The sequence below is a fragment of the Mycobacterium riyadhense genome, assembly GCF_963853645.1.
Classification (GTDB): Bacteria; Actinomycetota; Actinomycetes; order Mycobacteriales; family Mycobacteriaceae; genus Mycobacterium; species Mycobacterium riyadhense.
In genome coordinates this window covers 4,402,812-4,419,334 of the sequence record NZ_OY970456.1, presented here as the reverse complement: position 1 = coordinate 4,419,334, position 16,523 = coordinate 4,402,812, and the positions used below count along the sequence as shown (strand labels likewise).

Here is a 16,523-nt window from a genome sequence, read left to right as displayed (position 1 = left end):
AGAGCCGGGTGCACGACAACAAACAAGCCAGACACACTATTGGGTCCTGAGGCAACACTCGGGCTTGTTCCAAGGTGTTGTCCCCGCCATCTTGGTGGTGGGGTGTGGTGTTTGAGAATTGGATAGTGGTTGCGAGCATCAATTGGATGCGCTACCCGTAGGGTGGCGTGTTCTTTTGTGCAATTTAATTCTTTGGTTTTTGTAGTGTTTGTAAGTGTCTAAGGGCACATGGTGGATGCCTTGGCATCGAGAGCCGATGAAGGACGTGGGAGGCTGCGATATGCCTCGGGGAGCTGTCAACCAAGCGTGGATCCGAGGATTTCCGAATGGGGAAACCCAACACGAGTTATGTCGTGTTACCCGTATCTGAATATATAGGGTGCGGGAGGGAACGCGGGGAAGTGAAACATCTCAGTACCCGTAGGAGAAGAAAACAATTGTGATTCCGCAAGTAGTGGCGAGCGAACGTGGAACATGGCTAAACCGCATGCATGGATAACCGGGTAGGGGTTGTGTGTGCGGGGTTGTGGGAGTGATACATCTCAGCTCTACTCGGCTGAGGGGCAGTCAGAAAGTGTTGTGGTTAACGGAAGTGGCCTGGGATGGTCTGCCGTAGACGGTGAGAGCCCGGTACGTGAAAACCCAACACCTGCCTTGTATCAATTCCCGAGTAGCAGCGGGCCCGTGAAATCCGCTGTGAATCTGCCGGGACCACCCGGTAAGCCTAAATACTTCTCGATGACCGATAGCGGATTAGTACCGTGAGGGAATGGTGAAAAGTACCCCGGGAGGGGAGTGAAAGAGTACCTGAAACCGTGTGCCTACAATCCGTCAGAGCCTCCTTGTGGGGTGATGGCGTGCCTTTTGAAGAATGAGCCTGCGAGTCAGGGACATGTCGCGAGGTTAACCCGTGTGGGGTAGCCGCAGCGAAAGCGAGTCTGAATAGGGCGTATCCCCGTAAGGGGTGTAGTGGCATGTTCTGGACCCGAAGCGGAGTGATCTACCCATGGCCAGGGTGAAGCGCGGGTAAGACCGCGTGGAGGCCCGAACCCACTTAGGTTGAAGACTGAGGGGATGAGCTGTGGGTAGGGGTGAAAGGCCAATCAAACTCCGTGATAGCTGGTTCTCCCCGAAATGCATTTAGGTGCAGCGTTGCGTGGTTCACCACGGAGGTAGAGCTACTGGATGGCCGATGGGCCCTACTAGGTTACTGACGTCAGCCAAACTCCGAATGCCGTGGTGTCAAACGTGGCAGTGAGACGGCGGGGGATAAGCTCCGTACGTCGAAAGGGAAACAGCCCAGATCGCCGGCTAAGGCCCCAAAGCGTGTGCTAAGTGGGAAAGGATGTGCAGTCGCAGAGACAACCAGGAGGTTGGCTTAGAAGCAGCCACCCTTGAAAGAGTGCGTAATAGCTCACTGGTCAAGTGATTGTGCGCCGATAATGTAGCGGGGCTCAAGCACACCGCCGAAGCCGCGGCACATCCACATTTGAGTGGGTGTGGGTAGGGGAGCGTCCCTCATTCAGCGAAGCCGCCGGGTGACCGGTGGTGGAGGGTGGGGGAGTGAGAATGCAGGCATGAGTAGCGACAAGGCAAGTGAGAACCTTGCCCGCCGAAAGACCAAGGGTTCCTGGGCCAGGCCAGTCCGCCCAGGGTGAGTCGGGACCTAAGGCGAGGCCGACAGGCGTAGTCGATGGACAACGGGTTGATATTCCCGTACCCGTGTGTGGGCGCCCGTGATGAATCAGCGGTACTAACCACCCAAAACCGGATCGATCATTCCCCTTCGGGGGCGTGGAGTTCTGGGGCTGCGTGGGACCTTCGCTGGTAGTAGTCAAGCAATGGGGTGACGCAGGAAGGCAGCCGTACCAGTCAGTGGTAATACTGGGGCAAGCCCGTAGGGAGAGCGATAGGCAAATCCGTCGCTCACTAATCCTGAGAGGTGATGCATAGCCGGTTGAGGCGAATTCGGTGATCCTCTGCTGCCAAGAAAAGCCTCTAGCGAGCACACATACGGCCCGTACCCCAAACCAACACAGGTGGTCAGGTAGAGAATACCAAGGCGTACGAGATAACTATGGTTAAGGAACTCGGCAAAATGCCCCCGTAACTTCGGGAGAAGGGGGACCGGCATGCCGTGAACACCCTTGCGGTGGGAGCGGAAACCGGTCGCAGAAACCAGTGAGAAGCGACTGTTTACTAAAAACACAGGTCCGTGCGAAGTCGCAAGACGATGTATACGGACTGACGCCTGCCCGGTGCTGGAAGGTTAAGAGGACCCGTTAACCCGCAAGGGTGAAGCGGAGAATTTAAGCCCCAGTAAACGGCGGTGGTAACTATAACCATCCTAAGGTAGCGAAATTCCTTGTCGGGTAAGTTCCGACCTGCACGAATGGCGTAACGACTTCTCAACTGTCTCAACCATAGACTCGGCGAAATTGCACTACGAGTAAAGATGCTCGTTACGCGCGGCAGGACGAAAAGACCCCGGGACCTTCACTACAACTTGGTATTGGTGTTCGGTACGGTTTGTGTAGGATAGGTGGGAGACTGTGAAACCTCAACGCCAGTTGGGGCGGAGTCGTTGTTGAAATACCACTCTGATCGTATTGGACACCTAACGTCGAACCGTATATCCGGTTCACGGACAGTGCCTGGCGGGTAGTTTAACTGGGGCGGTTGCCTCCTAAAATGTAACGGAGGCGCCCAAAGGTTCCCTCAACCTGGACGGCAATCAGGTGGCGAGTGTAAATGCACAAGGGAGCTTGACTGCGAGACCTACACGTCAAGCAGGGACGAAAGTCGGGATTAGTGATCCGGCACCCCCGAGTGGAAGGGGTGTCGCTCAACGGATAAAAGGTACCCCGGGGATAACAGGCTGATCTTCCCCAAGAGTCCATATCGACGGGATGGTTTGGCACCTCGATGTCGGCTCGTCGCATCCTGGGGCTGGAGCAGGTCCCAAGGGTTGGGCTGTTCGCCCATTAAAGCGGCACGCGAGCTGGGTTTAGAACGTCGTGAGACAGTTCGGTCTCTATCCGCCGCGCGCGTCAGAAGCTTGAGGAAACCTGTCCCTAGTACGAGAGGACCGGGACGGACGAACCTCTAGTGCACCAGTTGTCCCACCAGGGGCACCGCTGGATAGCTACGTTCGGACAGGATAACCGCTGAAAGCATCTAAGCGGGAAACCTTCTCCAAGATCAGGCTTCTCACCCTTTTAGAGGGATAAGGCCCCCCGCAGAACACGGGATCGATAGGCCAGACCTGGAAGCTCAGCAATGGGTGCAGGGAACTGGCACTAACCGGCCGAAAACTTACCAACACACAAATCGCAACCACTATTTAGTTTCACGACTATTTGTCGTTGAACACCACACCCCCCACCAGTACAAATTTAAATAGAGTTACGGCGGTAATAGCGACAGGGAAACGCCCGGTCCCATCCCGAACCCGGAAGCTAAGCCTGTCAGCGCCGATGATACTGCCCATCCGGGTGGAAAAGTAGGACACTGCCGAACATACACAAAAACACCCCCGCTAGCCGGGGGTGTTTTTGCATGTCAATCAAACAATGTCAGGCTCGCCGATTCTCGGCTTTTCTCCAATTCCAGCAGAGTTTGCTTCCGGTCGAGCCCGCCGCCGTATCCGGTGAGTTTCCCGCTGGCGCCAATAACGCGATGACACGGCACGATGATGGCGATGGGATTATGGCCATTCGCCAAGCCGACGGCGCGCGCGGCACCGGGCGCACCGATCTGCTCGGCGATTTCGCCATAGCACCGCGTTTCTCCGTAGGGGATTGTCAGCAATGCCTTCCATACCCGCTGCTGAAAGTCTGTCCCGCGCAGATCCAGCTGAATATCGAATTCGGTGAGCTTGCCCGCGAAATACGCATCGAGTTGATCGACGGCCCCAGCAAATGCCCCACGATCGGGCGTCCAGCCGTTGCGGCTCGGCTCGTAGGTTTGGTCGACCATTCGCAGGTTCGTCAACACCGAGCCATATCCGGCCAGCGTCAACGGTCCAATTGGACTTTCGATGGTGCGGTAGTTAATCATGCGACAACCTCCTGTGGTGGCCATAGGTTTACCGGATGGTCGAGCGTGGTCCACAAATGTTGGGTGGCATAGGAACGCCAGGGCCGCCAGCGGATGCTGTGTTCCGTGAGGGCACGTTGTTGCTTGGGCAGGCCCAGTTGCTGGGCAGCCAGCTGTACGCCGAGGTCGCTGGCCGGAAAGGCGTCTGGGTCACCGAACCCGCGCATGGCGACCACCTCGGCGGTCCAGGGACCGACGCCGGGCAGTGACAATAATTGCCTGCGCGCGCGTGTCCAGTCGCATCCGGCGTCCAGGATGACGCTTCCGTCGGCAAGGCCGGCAACGAGGGCACTTAGCGTCCGTTGTCGCGCTTTGGGGACGGCCAGGTGCGCGGGGTCGATCTCGGCGAGTTGCTCGACGGACGGGAAGGTGTGGGTCAATGCGCCCGCGCCATCCTGCACCGGATCTCCGTAGGCGGCCACCAGTCTGCCGGCGTGGGTGCGTGCCGCCTTGGTAGATACCTGTTGGCCCAGGACCGCGCGGATTGCGAGTTCGGCCTCGTCAACCGTGCGGGGGATACGTTGACCGGGTGCCTTGGACACCACCGCGCCCAGCTCCGGGTCGGCGCCGAGGGCCTCCACCACCGCTTCAGGATCGGCGTCGAGGTCGAGCAGCCGTCGGCACCGGGCGGTGGCCGCCGCAAGGTCCCTGAAGTCGTCGAGCGTCAACACACATCGCACGTGATCGGGTGCCGGCGTCAGGCTCACGACGCCGTTGCCGCACGAGAGCCGCAGCGTGCGGCGATACGCGCCATCACGGACCTCTTCGCAGCCCGGCACCACACCGGCGGCCAGATGACCAAAAACACCCTCATATGCGAATGGCGTGCGCACCGGTAGCCGAAGCGAGACCGTCCCCGCCGAGGTAGCGGCGGACCCGAACCGGGCGGCTGCGCGTTTGCGCAACGCCGTCGGCGTACTGTCGCACACCAGGCGAACGGTCTCATTGAACTGGCGGATGCTGGAAAATCCGGCCGCGAAGGCGACATCGCCGAACGGCAGGTCTGTTGTTTCGATCAGCACGCGGGCGGACTGCATCCGTTGCGCGCGGGCAAGCGCGAGCGGACCAGCGCCAACCTCGGCCTGCAACAGTCGCTCCAGCTGGCGCGTGGTGTATCCGAGGTGGGCGGCAAGGCCAGTGACACCCTCACGGTCCACCGTGCCGTCGGCGATCAGCCGCATTGCGCGCGCAACGGCGTCACCACGCACGTTCCATTCCGGGGAGCCCGGAGAAGCGTCGGGACGGCATCGTTTACAGGCCCGGAAGCCTTCGCGCTGTGCGGCCGCTGCGGTCGGCAGGAACCGTACGTTGCGGGCGAACGGTGGCCGCACCGGGCAACTGGGCCGGCAGTAGATCCGGGTGGTCAGCACCGCAATGACGAACCAGCCGTCGAACCGGGCGTCCTTGGCCTGGACGGCTCGATAGCAGCGTTCGAAATCTTCATGCACAGTTCCACAGTTACACCCGCCCTCCGACAAGACTGGCGGAAAAACGACATTAATGTGGATGAGTTACTTCGCGGGCTTGGCCGGCTCGATCGGCTTCGCCAACCGAGTGGGTTGGTCGTGCCCGCGAAGCTTGACGTGCCTACCCAAGGACCACCGGGCGCGTTCGTCCTCGCTCGCGCCTTCCAGGGCCTGCGAAGAAGCCAACAATTTGCCGGGGCGCGATTTCGCCAGCTCGCACAGCCGTGCGGCCTCGTTGACCGGCTCGCCGATGACGGTGTATTCGAACCGTTCCTTGGCGCCGACGTTGCCGGCGACGACCTGCCCGGCCGCGACACCGATACCGGCTTGGCACTCAGGCATCTCGTTGACCAATCGGTCGGCGATCGCGCGGGCCGCGGCCAGCGCATTGTCTTCTGGGTTGTCGAGGAGATTGGGCGCGCCGAAGATGGCCAGCGATGCATCGCCCGCGAATTTGTTGACCAGTCCGCGGTTGCGGTCAACCTCCTCGACGATGATCGCGAAGAAACGATTGAGCAACTTGACGATTTCGGTCGGGTGTTGGCTGGTTACCAGCTCGGTGGAGCCGATGATGTCGACGAACACCACCGCGACGTGCCGTTCCTCACCGCCTAGCTTGGGTCGCTCGCGTTCGGCGGCTAGGGCTACTTCGCGCCCGACGTGCCGGCCGAACAGGTCGCGTACCCGTTCGCGCTCCCGCAGGCCGGCGACCATCGCGTTGAAACCCCGCTGCAGCTCACCGAGTTCGGTCCCGTCGAAGACAACCAGGTTGCCGCGCAGGTCGCCCTGCTCCACGCGTTTGAGCGCGGCACGTACCACCCGCACCGGTGTCGCCGTGAGCCAGGACATGATCCACATCAAGATGAATCCGAAGATCACCGTCGCCACGCAGAGAATCAGCACCGCGACCGCGAACTCGGTCTGGGTCAGGTTCCGCAACAAGAGCTCGAAGAACGCCACCAGCCCAATGCCGATGACGGGCACCGCGGAACCGAGCAGCCACACCGTCAGGGTTCGGCCCATGATGCCCGGCGCGAGCCGCCGCGGCGGCGGTCCCGCCTCGAGTGCCTGAGCGGCCACCGGGCGCAGCGCGAACTCGGTCAGCAGGTAGCAGCCGGTTGCGACGAGGACGCCGCAAAAGCTCACCCCGAACAGAAACCGCGGGATGAACGCGTGGTCGGCCATCCCATACAGGATCGTCAACAGCACCGCGCCGACTTCCCAGAGGGCGAGGTCGACGATCGCGACTCGCCATGGGGCGAGAAAGGTGTTGCGCTCGTCCTCGCGGGTCGGGGTGCGTTCCTCGATGGCCCACCGCAGCGCGAGGACGGTCTGCCGGGTGATCCAAAATGCGCCCACTGCCAGCGCGAGCACGATATATGCCGGTGCGACCCCGAAAGTAATCCACAACAGCTTGTCGTCGAGCACGCTGGGAGCCGGGATGGCCACCGTTACCAGCAGCAATACGACGCCGGTTCCGACCAGGTTGGTGCTGACGATCATCACGGTGAGGATGATCTGGATGCGTACGCGCCGGCGGTTTGGGCTTTCCGAAACTCGCCCGAGCAGCCAGGAGCCGTACGCTGGGGTATCGGGTCGCCCGCTTTGCCGAGTAACCCGCTCGAGCACCCGGCCCAAGCGCTGTGCAGTGCTTTTCTTGGCAGCCTTCTTCGGCGACATGTTGGCGTCAGCCTAAGCGGCGTCAGGACGGGTGAGCTAGCTGGGTGGATTCGTCGTGCCCCCGAAGCGTCACCGTCTCACCCAAAGACCACTGGGCGCGTTCATTTTCGCTGGCGCGGTCCAGCGTCGCCGCGGAGGCCAGCAATTTGTCGGGGTGTGACTTCGCCAGTTCGCACAGCCGGGCGGCCTCGTTGACGGGCTCGCCGATCACGGTGTATTCGAATCGTTCGTGCGCGCCGACATTGCCGGCGACGACCTGGCCCGCCGCCACACCGATGCCGGCCTGACACTCGGGCATTTGGGTTGCCAGTCGCTGCGCCATGGCCCGTGCGGCGGCCAGCGCCTCATCCTCGGGACAATCAAGCCGATTCGGGGCCCCGAAGATCGCCAGCGACGCGTCGCCTTCGAACTTGTTGACTAACCCACTGTGGCGGTCGACCTCCTCGACCACGATTGTGAAGAACCGGTTAAGCAGGTGGACGACTTCGCCTGGCGGCCGGCTGCGGACCAATTGGGTGGAGCCGATGATGTCGATGAAGACGACGGCGACGTGGCGTTCTTCGCCACCCAGTTTTGGTCGCTCCCGTTCGGCGGCCGCGGCCACATCACGCCCGACGTGGCGGCCGAAAAGATCGCGTATCCGTTCGCGTTCCCGTAGGCCGTTCACCATCGCGTTGAAACCGCGTTGCAGCTCGCCGAGTTCGCTCCCATCGAATACCACGACGTCAGTGTGCAGATCACCCTGCTCGACGCGTTTGAGCGCCGCGCGCACGACCCGAACCGGTGTCGCGGTCAACCACGACACGATCCACATCACAAGGAACCCGAAGATCAATGTTGCCGTCGCCAGGATAAGGATCGCGACCCCCAACTGGGTCTCGGTTAGATCGTGCACCAACAGCGCGAACAGCGCCGTGAGGGCGATGCCGGCCAGGGGTGCGCCCGAACCTAGCGTCCACACCGTCATTGTTCGGCCCATGATGCCCGACACGAACCGCCGTGGTGTTCGTCCCGCCTCGAGCGCTTGAGCCGCCACTGGTCGCAGGGCGAATTCGGTGAACAAGTAGCTATTCGTGGCTACCAAGACACCGCAGATGGACACCGTGAACAATATGATCGGGATGAATAAGCGGTTGGCCAGGCCATACAGCGTTGCCAGCAGCACCGCCCCGAAATCCCACAAGACAACATGGATGACAGCCACCCGAAACGGGGCAAGCAAGGTGTTGCGCTCATCGGCTGTGCTGGGCCTTCGCTCCTCGATCGCCCACCGGGTAGATCCCGTGACGATTCGTGTGGTGATCCAGTAGGTCCCCAGGGCCAGCGCGAACGTGGCGTAGGCCGGCGCGACTCCGACGGTAACCCACCGCGGTGCGTCGGTGTAGATGCTTGGTGCCGGAAAGGCGAAGCTCAGTACAAGTACCGCGACGGCGATCCCGGTGACGTTCGATAGCAGGGTATAGCTGTACACGATGAGCTTCATGCGCCGCCACCGGTGAGATCGGCTGTCCGAGACCCGTCCGAGTAACCAGGAGCCATACTCGGGGGTCGCGGTGAGCCGGCCGCTCTGCCGGGTCACCATCTCGAGCGCCCGGCCCAGGCGCTGCGCAATGCTTTTATTGGAGGCCTTCAGCGGCGACATGGTGGCGTCAGCCTAATTTGTCGGACAGGCCCTAAGGTGGGTCGGGTGCGTCTAGTCATCGCCCGGTGCACCGTGGACTACGTTGGCCGGCTCACCGCGCATCTGCCCTCGGCGCGCAGGCTGCTGCTGTTCAAGGCCGACGGATCGGTCAGCGTGCACGCCGACGACCGCGCCTATAAGCCGTTGAATTGGATGAGCCCGCCCTGCTGGTTGACCGAAGAGCTCAGCGGTGTGGCGCCGGTGTGGGTCGTTGCGAACAAGTCCGGCGAACAGCTGCGTATCACCGTCGAGGAGATCGAGCATGACTCCAGCCACGAGCTGGGCGTGGACCCCGGTCTGGTCAAGGATGGTGTGGAGACACACCTACAGGCGTTGCTTGCCGAGCATGTTCAGCTGCTGGGCGAGGGGTACACGTTGGTCCGTCGCGAGTACATGACCGCGATCGGACCTGTCGACCTGTTGTGCCGCGATGAACGGGGTGGCTCGGTCGCGGTGGAAATCAAGCGGCGCGGCGAGATTGATGGCGTGGAGCAGCTCACGCGCTATCTCGAATTGCTCAACCGCGACAGTGTCCTGGCGCCGGTCAAAGGGGTGTTCGCCGCTCAGCAGATCAAGCCACAGGCGCGCACGTTGGCCATCGATCGCGGTATCCGTTGTGTGACACTGGATTACGACCAGATGAGGGGTATGGACAGCGGCGAGTACCGGCTGTTCTGATGGCTCGGCGCCGCAACTGCCGCGCCGGCTACGGCCGATGTACCTGACTGCGCGGCGGGCGGAAGTGGACCGATGGCCATGAATACCAGGTGCGGCCGAGCGCGTGGCTGGCTGAGCCCACGTCGAGATGTCGCATATAGGCACTTTCACGGGCGGCAACGAGATATTCTCGACGACGACGTCGCTGCCGGCAGCCAGCGCCGTTGGTTACGCCGTGCGGGTGCTGCTCAAACATCCGATGCGCGCCGCCCGCAATGAGCTCGGCTCGGTGTCCCTCGCCTGAGCTCAGCGACGGCGCGCCCGTTAGGGAGGTACAACAAAATTTTCGTGGCCCACGGAGGCGTTTCAGCGACGTTGCCACATCGCCAGGTGGCGGGCATGGGCGAGGTAGCGCCGAGAGCAGCCGGTGAAGCCGTGCCGGGGATCACGGAGCTGGTGCACTGTTGGGGCGCGCATGGCTGATGTCGCGGTGGTGACCGACAGTACCGGCTACCTTCCGGCCACGCTCGTTGACAGCCTCGGCATCACGGTGGTGTCGCTGTATTACGACGTTGGTGCCGGCCCGCTGCGCGAGGCCGAGTTCGATGGTGATTTCGCGCGCTTCTATGCGGAGCTGGACGCGTCGAAGAGCGTCGCGACCACGTCTCCCCCCACCGTCGAGGATTTTGTCGCGGTGTTTGAACCGCTGCTGCAGCAGCACCGGACCGTCGTCTCGGTCCTCATCTCCTCGGGGATTTCCAAGACCTGCGCTATAGCTCGGGATGCCGCCGCAAGGCTGGAGTCTAACGGCCGCGGTGGTGAGCGGGTGGTGGTGATTGACTCCGCCGGCACGGCCGGCCACCTGAGTATTCAGGCCCTCGCGGCGGCGCGGGCAGCGGCCGCTGGGGAAGACGCCTCAGAGGTGATCGCACGAACGCGCCAGGCGCGCCAGGAGACCCGAGCGTGGTTCCTTGTCGACACTCTTGAGTATCTGAGGCGCGGCGGCCGGATCGGCAGCGCGGCCGCATGGATTGGATCTACGCTCGACCTCAAGCCGATCTTGATGGTCGAATCGGAGTTCAAGGCCGTGGAGCGCGTGCGGACGCGCAAGCGCGCTATCGAGCGGTTGGTCGAGCTGATGCGCCAGCGCCGCGCGGTGGGTGCCGATCGATGGTTCGTCCAACACGCATGTGCGCACGAGGACGCACAGCGGCTGGCCGAGCGTCTCGTGGAAGTGTTGGGCAGGGAGCCTGAGTTCATCTCTGAAGTCGGGCCGGTAGTCGCGACGCACACCGGTCCGGGGATGTTAGGGGTCGCAGGTCTTCCCGGGACAGCGCTGCGGTAGCTGACCGATGCGCGCGCGGTTGCCGCCGATTCCTGGGGATGGCGATTTGGCGAAAGTCAGCTGTTACGGTTTGTGGCTGGACGGTGGTTCACGCCGAGTCCGATAATGCTCTGCGAGCGGGTATTCACAGCTGTCGGGACCTGGCTGGAGGGTGCGGGTGGCAGACGTCGCGGTGGTTACTGACAGCACCTGCTACCTGCCGGGTGCGCTCGTCGACAGCGTCGGTATCACGGTGGTGTCGTCGTATTACGACGTGGGTGCCGGCGCGCTGCGCGAGGCGGAGTTCGATGGTGATTTCGCACAGTTCTATGCCCACCTGGACGCATCGAAGAGCGTTGCTGCGACGTCGGCGCCGACCGTCGAGGATTTTGTCGTCGTCTTTGAACGGCTGCTGCGGCAGCACAGCGCTGTCGTCTCGGTCCTGATCTCCTCCGGCATTTCCGAGACCTGCTCGATGGCTCGACAGGCAGCCGCACGGCTGGCATCCGAGGACCGAGGTGGCGAGCGGGTGATGGTGATCGACTCGGCCGGCCTGGGCGGCCATCTTGGACTCCAAGCGCTAGCGGCGGCGCGTGCCGCGACCGCGGGAGCCGACGTCCAGGGCGTGATCGAGCGGGTACGCCAGGCCCGTGCGGCGGTCAAGGGCTGGGGCCTGGTGGACACGCTCGAGTACCTCCGGCGGAGCGATCGGGTTGGCACTCTGGCCGCGTGGATCGGATCGGCGCTCGACCTCAAGCCGATCTTGGCGATCGAATCGGAGCTCAAGGCCGTCGAGCGCGTGCGTACCTACCGGCGTGGGGTCGAGCGGCTCGTCGACCTGATGCGCCAGCGGCGCGCGGTAGGTAGCGACCGATGGTTCGTCCAGCACGCGCATGCGCACGAGGAGGCGAAGCGGCTGGTGGAGCGCCTCGGCGAGCTTTTCGGCACGGCGCCGGAGTTCATCGCCGAGATTGGACCGGTAGTCGCAACCCACACGGGTCCGGGGGCGCTGTTGGTCGGCGGACTTCCCGGTGCTGCGTTGAGGTAACCGATCAATGAGCACGGTCGCCAGTGTCGAATGCAGTCAGTGCGGGGCCGGGAACCGCGCGCAGGCCAAGTTCTGCGGTGCCTGTGGCGCCCCGATCACGGCCGAGCTCGCATGCCCGCGGTGCGGTGCGCGTAACTCGGCCTCGGTCCGCTTCTGCGACGAGTGCGGCACTGAGCTGGGGGCCCGATCCGGGCCGGTGCAGCCGGCAGTTCCGGTGCGGGCGGTTGGAGACGGGCGTTATACGCTGAGCCGCCTGCTCGGCGAGGGTGCCGGCAAAAGGGTGTATCTGGCCACCGACACACGGCTGCACCGTGAGGTGGCCGCCGCTCTGTATAAGGCCGCCGACTCGGACGAGACCGCCTTGCGCCGCGCGCGCCGGGAAGCCGAGGCAATGGCGAAGCTTGGCGAGCACCCCAACATCGTCAACGTGTATGACTTCGGCGAAGAGGCGGGGCAGCTCTATCTGATCAGCCAGTACATGGCCGGCGGTGACCTTTATGGGTTGCTGTCGGACGCGGCGGAGCACCGGCTCGCGGTCGAGGAGGTGGTCCGGATCGGCGGCGATATCGCCAGCGGGCTCGCGCACGCGCACGCCCACGGCGTAGTGCATCGTGACGTCAAGCCGCAGAATGTGTGGCTGGCGCCCGACGGCACGGCCAAGATCGGCGATTTTGGGCTCGCGGCCGCGGAAGGCGGGACGCGCGTGACGGCTGTGGGGACGATGATCGGAACGGTCGCCTATATGCCGCCAGAGCAGAGCCTCGGTCGCGGTTCCGACGCGCGTTCGGACATCTATTCGCTGGGCGCTCTGTTGTACGAATTGCTTTGTGGGATACCACCCTTTGTGGGCGAATCAGCCGCCGCGGTGGTATCGCAGCACGTTGCGACCGCGCCGGTCGCGCCGAGCGGGCATCGGCCCGGGGTCCCAGCGGCGCTAGACCAGTTGCTGCTGAGGATGCTGGCGAAGTCGCCAGACGCACGTCCCCAACACGCAACCGAGGTTCGCGACGCACTCGGGCTGATCGCTGCCGCCGCCGCTGGTGGCGATAGCTTGACTCACGATGTGGCGGCGCTGGACCGGATCACGGACAGCGGTTTCGTCGGCCGAGAGCGGGAGATCCAGGCACTGCGCGCGGCGATCGATGACGTGGTCGGCCGCCGTGGGCGCACGGTGCTCGTAAGTGGTGAGTCGGGTATCGGTAAAACCCGGCTCGCGTCGGAGGCCGCGGCTTATGCGGCACTGCGGGGCGCGCAGGTTCTGTGGGGGCGCTGCTATGCAGGCGCGGGTGCGCCTGCCTACTGGCCGTGGGTGCAGGTAATCCGCGACTATGCGCGCGATCACGACGCCGAAACGGTAGCTTCTGACCTCGGCTCTGGCGCGTTTGAGATCGCACAGATCGTCTCCGAGGTGCGCGAGCGTATTCCGGAGATCCCTGAATCGCCGACGCTGGACTCAGAACAGGCACGATTCCGGCTGTTCGATTCGGTGTCGCGGTTCCTGGTTGGCGCTTCCAACCGCCAGCCGCTGGCGATATTCCTCGAAGACCTGCATCAGGCTGACCGTCCCTCGCTGATGCTGCTGGCATTCGTCGTGCGCGAACTTGCCCGCTCGCGCGTATTCCTCCTATGCACCTACCGCGACGACGAGCTCCCCGGCGAACACTATCTGAATGAGGTGCTCACGGCGCTCAGCAAGGAGCGGGGCTACGCCGGTATCAGGCTGCGAGGACTATCCGATCAACACGTCAGGGCGATGCTCGAAGCCGTGCTGCAACAACCGCTTGAGCGCCGCGACGAACTCACGCTCGCGGATACCGTCTGCCGTGAATCGGAAGGCAACCCTTACTTCACCGAAGAGATCATCCGTCACCTGATCGACTCCGAAGTGCTTGACTGGCGCGACGGTCGCTGGGTTATCCGCATCCGGGACGGCGAGGGGCTCGGGATCCCCCGAGGTATCCGCGAGGCCGTCTCCCATCGGTTGGAGAAGCTCCCGGCCGAGACACGTGAGCTGCTGTCGACGGCCGCAGTGATCGGCCGTGAGTTCGATCTGCCAATCCTGACGCACGTGAGCGGGCTCGAGGCAGGGGCCGTGCTGACGCGGATGCAGCCAGCGCTGGAGGGGGCGATCGTGCGGGCTACCGGCGAGCCGGGAGGATACGTCTTTGCGCACGGTGCAACCCCCGACGCTCTGTATGACGATCTGCCCGCACTGCGCCGCTCCCAGCTGCACACCGCCGCCGGCGAGGCGCTCGAGCAGATCTACGAAGACCGGATCGAGTCCCATCTGTCTGCGATCGCATACCACTTCGCGAAGGCGGCGCCACGGGGTGACATCGCCAAGGCAGCCGACTACGCCTGGTGGGCGGGCGAACGGGCGGCTGCGACGTATGCGTACGAAGACGCGGTTAGCCTCTACGCGACGTCGCTGCGGCTGTTCGACACGCTCTCGGAAGTGGTGCCGCAACGCCGATGTGATCTGCTGCTCGCGCTCGGGGACGCCCAGTGGCGAGCCGGCGAAGCCGAGGGTGCCCGTAAGACATTCGGCGAGGCGGCGGTGACCGCGCGTGAGCTTGCGCTGAACGACCACTATGCCCGTGCCGCGCTTGGATACGGTGGTGGTCCCGGTGGCTTCTCGATCACCGATCGCGCCGATGAACGGCTGATAGCAATGTTGGATGAGGCGCTTGGGGTGTTGCCGGCGCGGGACAGCGCGTTGCGGGTGACAGTGCTTGCTCGGCTGGCCCTCGAGCTTCGCTGCAAGGGCGACCTCAAGGACGCCGACCGGGCAAGCGCGCAAGCCATCGAGATGGCCGAGCGGGTCGGTGACACGAAGATCCTGCTACTGGCCATGCACAGCCGCCAGTGGTCGACCCTGGGCCCCGACCGGATCGATGAGGCGATCGCATCGGGCGAGGAGATGGTGCGGCTCGCCCGGATCGTCGGTGACCGCGACATGGAGTTCGAGGGTCACCATTTGCGGCTAATCGCGCTTGCTCAGCTCGGCGACTTTCATGCGGTCGATGAGGAGATCGCTGAGTGCGACCGGTTGGCGGGCGACCTGCGCCAGCCGCGCTACCTGAGGCAGGCGGCGGTATTCCGCACGATGCGGGCGTTGATGCAGGGGCGCTTCAAGGAGTCCGAGCGTCTCGCGCAGACGGCGCTGACGATCGGCCAGCGTGCCCGGCGGGAGGTGGCGGCGGTTGTGTTTGGCGCTCAGTCGTTCCTGACACGGTTCGCGGACGGCAGCTTGGGACAGCTGCGCGACGCCGGTCGCGAGGCCGCCGCACGTTACGGCCAGGCGTGGCCGTCGGCGTATGTGTGGCTGCTCACCGAGATCGGCCAGCTCGATGAGGCCCGCTCTAGGTTCGCGGAGCTTGCGGCTAACGGCTTCGAGGCGCTGCGGCGCAGCGGTGACTCGTTGACGTCGATCTGCGCGCTGTCGATTGCGTCGGTCGCGATCGGGGACCGCGACGCCGCCAGCAACCTGTACGAGCTGCTGCTGCCCTACGAAGATCGCTGCACCTTGTTTCTGGCTGGCGCCGGCTGCCTTGGTTCCAACCACGCATTCCTCGGCTTGGCCGCGGCGGCAGCCGCCCGTCACCAGGACGCCGCGCACCACTTTGAACTCGCGCTCGTGCGCAACGCGGAGATGGGCTGCGACTATGTGACTCCACGGGTCTGCTATGAGTACGCTCGGACACTGCTCAACAGATCTGAGCCGGCCGACCGGGAGAAGGCGATGGACCTGATCGACCGGGGACTTGCCGTTGCGCGGCAGATCGGCGTGCGCCTGGAGGCCGAGCGACTTACGCGGCTGCGCCAGGAGCACCAGGAGCAGAGATCGACGCTCGGCTGGTCGGCTCTGGATAGTGTTGTGCAATCTGTTGAGCTGGACCGGCCCGACCTCCGAGCGGTAGCAGCGCCCGACGGCACCGTTACGATCATGTTCTCGGACATCGAGGGCTCCACCGTGCTCACCGAGCAGCTTGGCGACGACCGCTGGCTAAAGGTTCTGCACCGCCACAACGCGCTCATCCGCGGCCAGCTGGTGGCGCACGACGGCTTCGAGGTCAAGTCGCAGGGCGACGGATTCATGGTCGCGTTCGCCAGTGCCCGCAGCGCGCTACGCTGCGCGATCGCAATCCAGCGCGAGTTGGCCGCGCTACGCGATCAGTCCGGCAGTCAGGTGCTTCGCGTCCGGATCGGACTGCACACCGGAGAGGTGATCCGCGAACGGGAGGACTTCTTCGGGCACACCGTGATCCTCGCGGCGCGGATTGGGGCGAAAGCGACCGGCGGTGAGATCCTCGTCTCGGGGGTGTTGCGTGGACTGGTCGCCGGCAGTCACGAGTTCCGATTCGGGGAACCCCGGGACGAGCAGCTCAAGGGGCTGCGGGACCCTCAGCGAGTCTATGAGGTGTGCTGGCGATAGCCGATTCGGCCGTTCTCCCGCACCCTGACCACCGACCGCGGTATCCGTTGTGCGACACTGGATTACGACCAGATATGGGGGATGGGCAGCGACGAGTACCGGTTGTTCTGACTCGCACGACTCGACCGATCCAG

9 protein-coding genes, 2 rRNA genes and 1 pseudogene are annotated in these 16,523 nt (G+C 63.7%); 8 read left to right on the top strand and 4 right to left on the bottom strand.

The window, feature by feature from the left end; all coding sequences use genetic code 11:
- The first annotated feature begins 208 nt into the window (after window positions 1-208).
- Together AADZ78_RS19455 and rrf are read left to right on the top strand one after the other, a co-directional pair.
- Window positions 209-3,323, top strand: a 23S ribosomal RNA gene (locus AADZ78_RS19455).
- Between the two features lie 83 nt (window positions 3,324-3,406).
- Window positions 3,407-3,519, top strand: a 5S ribosomal RNA gene (gene rrf, locus AADZ78_RS19450).
- Between the two features lie 42 nt (window positions 3,520-3,561).
- Here the strand turns inward: rrf and AADZ78_RS19445 are convergent.
- From AADZ78_RS19445 to AADZ78_RS19430, 4 genes are all read right to left on the bottom strand, one after another.
- Window positions 3,562-4,059: a methylated-DNA--[protein]-cysteine S-methyltransferase gene (locus tag AADZ78_RS19445; RefSeq protein ID WP_085252709.1), complete on the bottom strand. Its 498-nt coding sequence runs from the start codon at window positions 4,057-4,059 to the stop codon at window positions 3,562-3,564.
- A complete protein-coding gene (locus AADZ78_RS19440; protein ID WP_085252710.1) occupies window positions 4,056-5,546 on the bottom strand; it encodes a DNA-3-methyladenine glycosylase 2 family protein in 1,491 nt (496 codons plus the stop codon). Before AADZ78_RS19440 ends, AADZ78_RS19445 begins: the two co-directional genes overlap by 4 nt.
- 63 nt (window positions 5,547-5,609) lie before the next feature.
- Window positions 5,610-7,244: an adenylate/guanylate cyclase domain-containing protein gene (locus AADZ78_RS19435; protein WP_085252711.1), complete on the bottom strand. Its 1,635-nt coding sequence runs from the start codon at window positions 7,242-7,244 to the stop codon at window positions 5,610-5,612.
- A 22-nt stretch (window positions 7,245-7,266) separates the two neighbouring features.
- Window positions 7,267-8,886, bottom strand: coding sequence for an adenylate/guanylate cyclase domain-containing protein (locus AADZ78_RS19430; RefSeq protein WP_085252712.1), 1,620 nt, complete (start codon window positions 8,884-8,886; stop codon window positions 7,267-7,269).
- A gap of 45 nt (window positions 8,887-8,931) precedes the next feature.
- On the opposite strand from AADZ78_RS19430, the gene nucS reads away from it, so the two are divergent.
- The 6 genes and pseudogenes from nucS to AADZ78_RS19400 form a co-directional block, all read left to right on the top strand.
- Window positions 8,932-9,603: an endonuclease NucS gene (gene nucS / locus AADZ78_RS19425; protein ID WP_085252713.1), complete on the top strand. Its 672-nt coding sequence runs from the start codon at window positions 8,932-8,934 to the stop codon at window positions 9,601-9,603.
- 127 nt (window positions 9,604-9,730) lie between these two features.
- Complete coding sequence (locus AADZ78_RS19420; protein ID WP_169726391.1) at window positions 9,731-9,886, top strand: hypothetical protein; 156 nt, start codon at window positions 9,731-9,733, stop codon at window positions 9,884-9,886.
- A 171-nt stretch (window positions 9,887-10,057) separates the two neighbouring features.
- Entirely contained in the window at window positions 10,058-10,927 is an 870-nt protein-coding gene (locus tag AADZ78_RS19415; RefSeq protein WP_085252714.1) for a DegV family protein, read from the top strand.
- 157 nt (window positions 10,928-11,084) lie between these two features.
- Window positions 11,085-11,954 carry a DegV family protein gene (locus tag AADZ78_RS19410; protein WP_169726392.1) on the top strand — a complete coding sequence of 290 codons (870 nt, stop codon included), beginning with the start codon at window positions 11,085-11,087 and terminating at the stop codon, window positions 11,952-11,954.
- A 7-nt stretch (window positions 11,955-11,961) separates the two neighbouring features.
- Window positions 11,962-16,389, top strand: a complete 4,428-nt coding sequence (locus AADZ78_RS19405) for a protein kinase domain-containing protein (RefSeq protein WP_085252716.1) — start codon at window positions 11,962-11,964, stop codon at window positions 16,387-16,389.
- Between the two features lie 3 nt (window positions 16,390-16,392).
- Window positions 16,393-16,500: pseudogene (locus tag AADZ78_RS19400) on the top strand (endonuclease); the annotation flags it as partial.
- Window positions 16,501-16,523 lie beyond the last annotated feature (23 nt).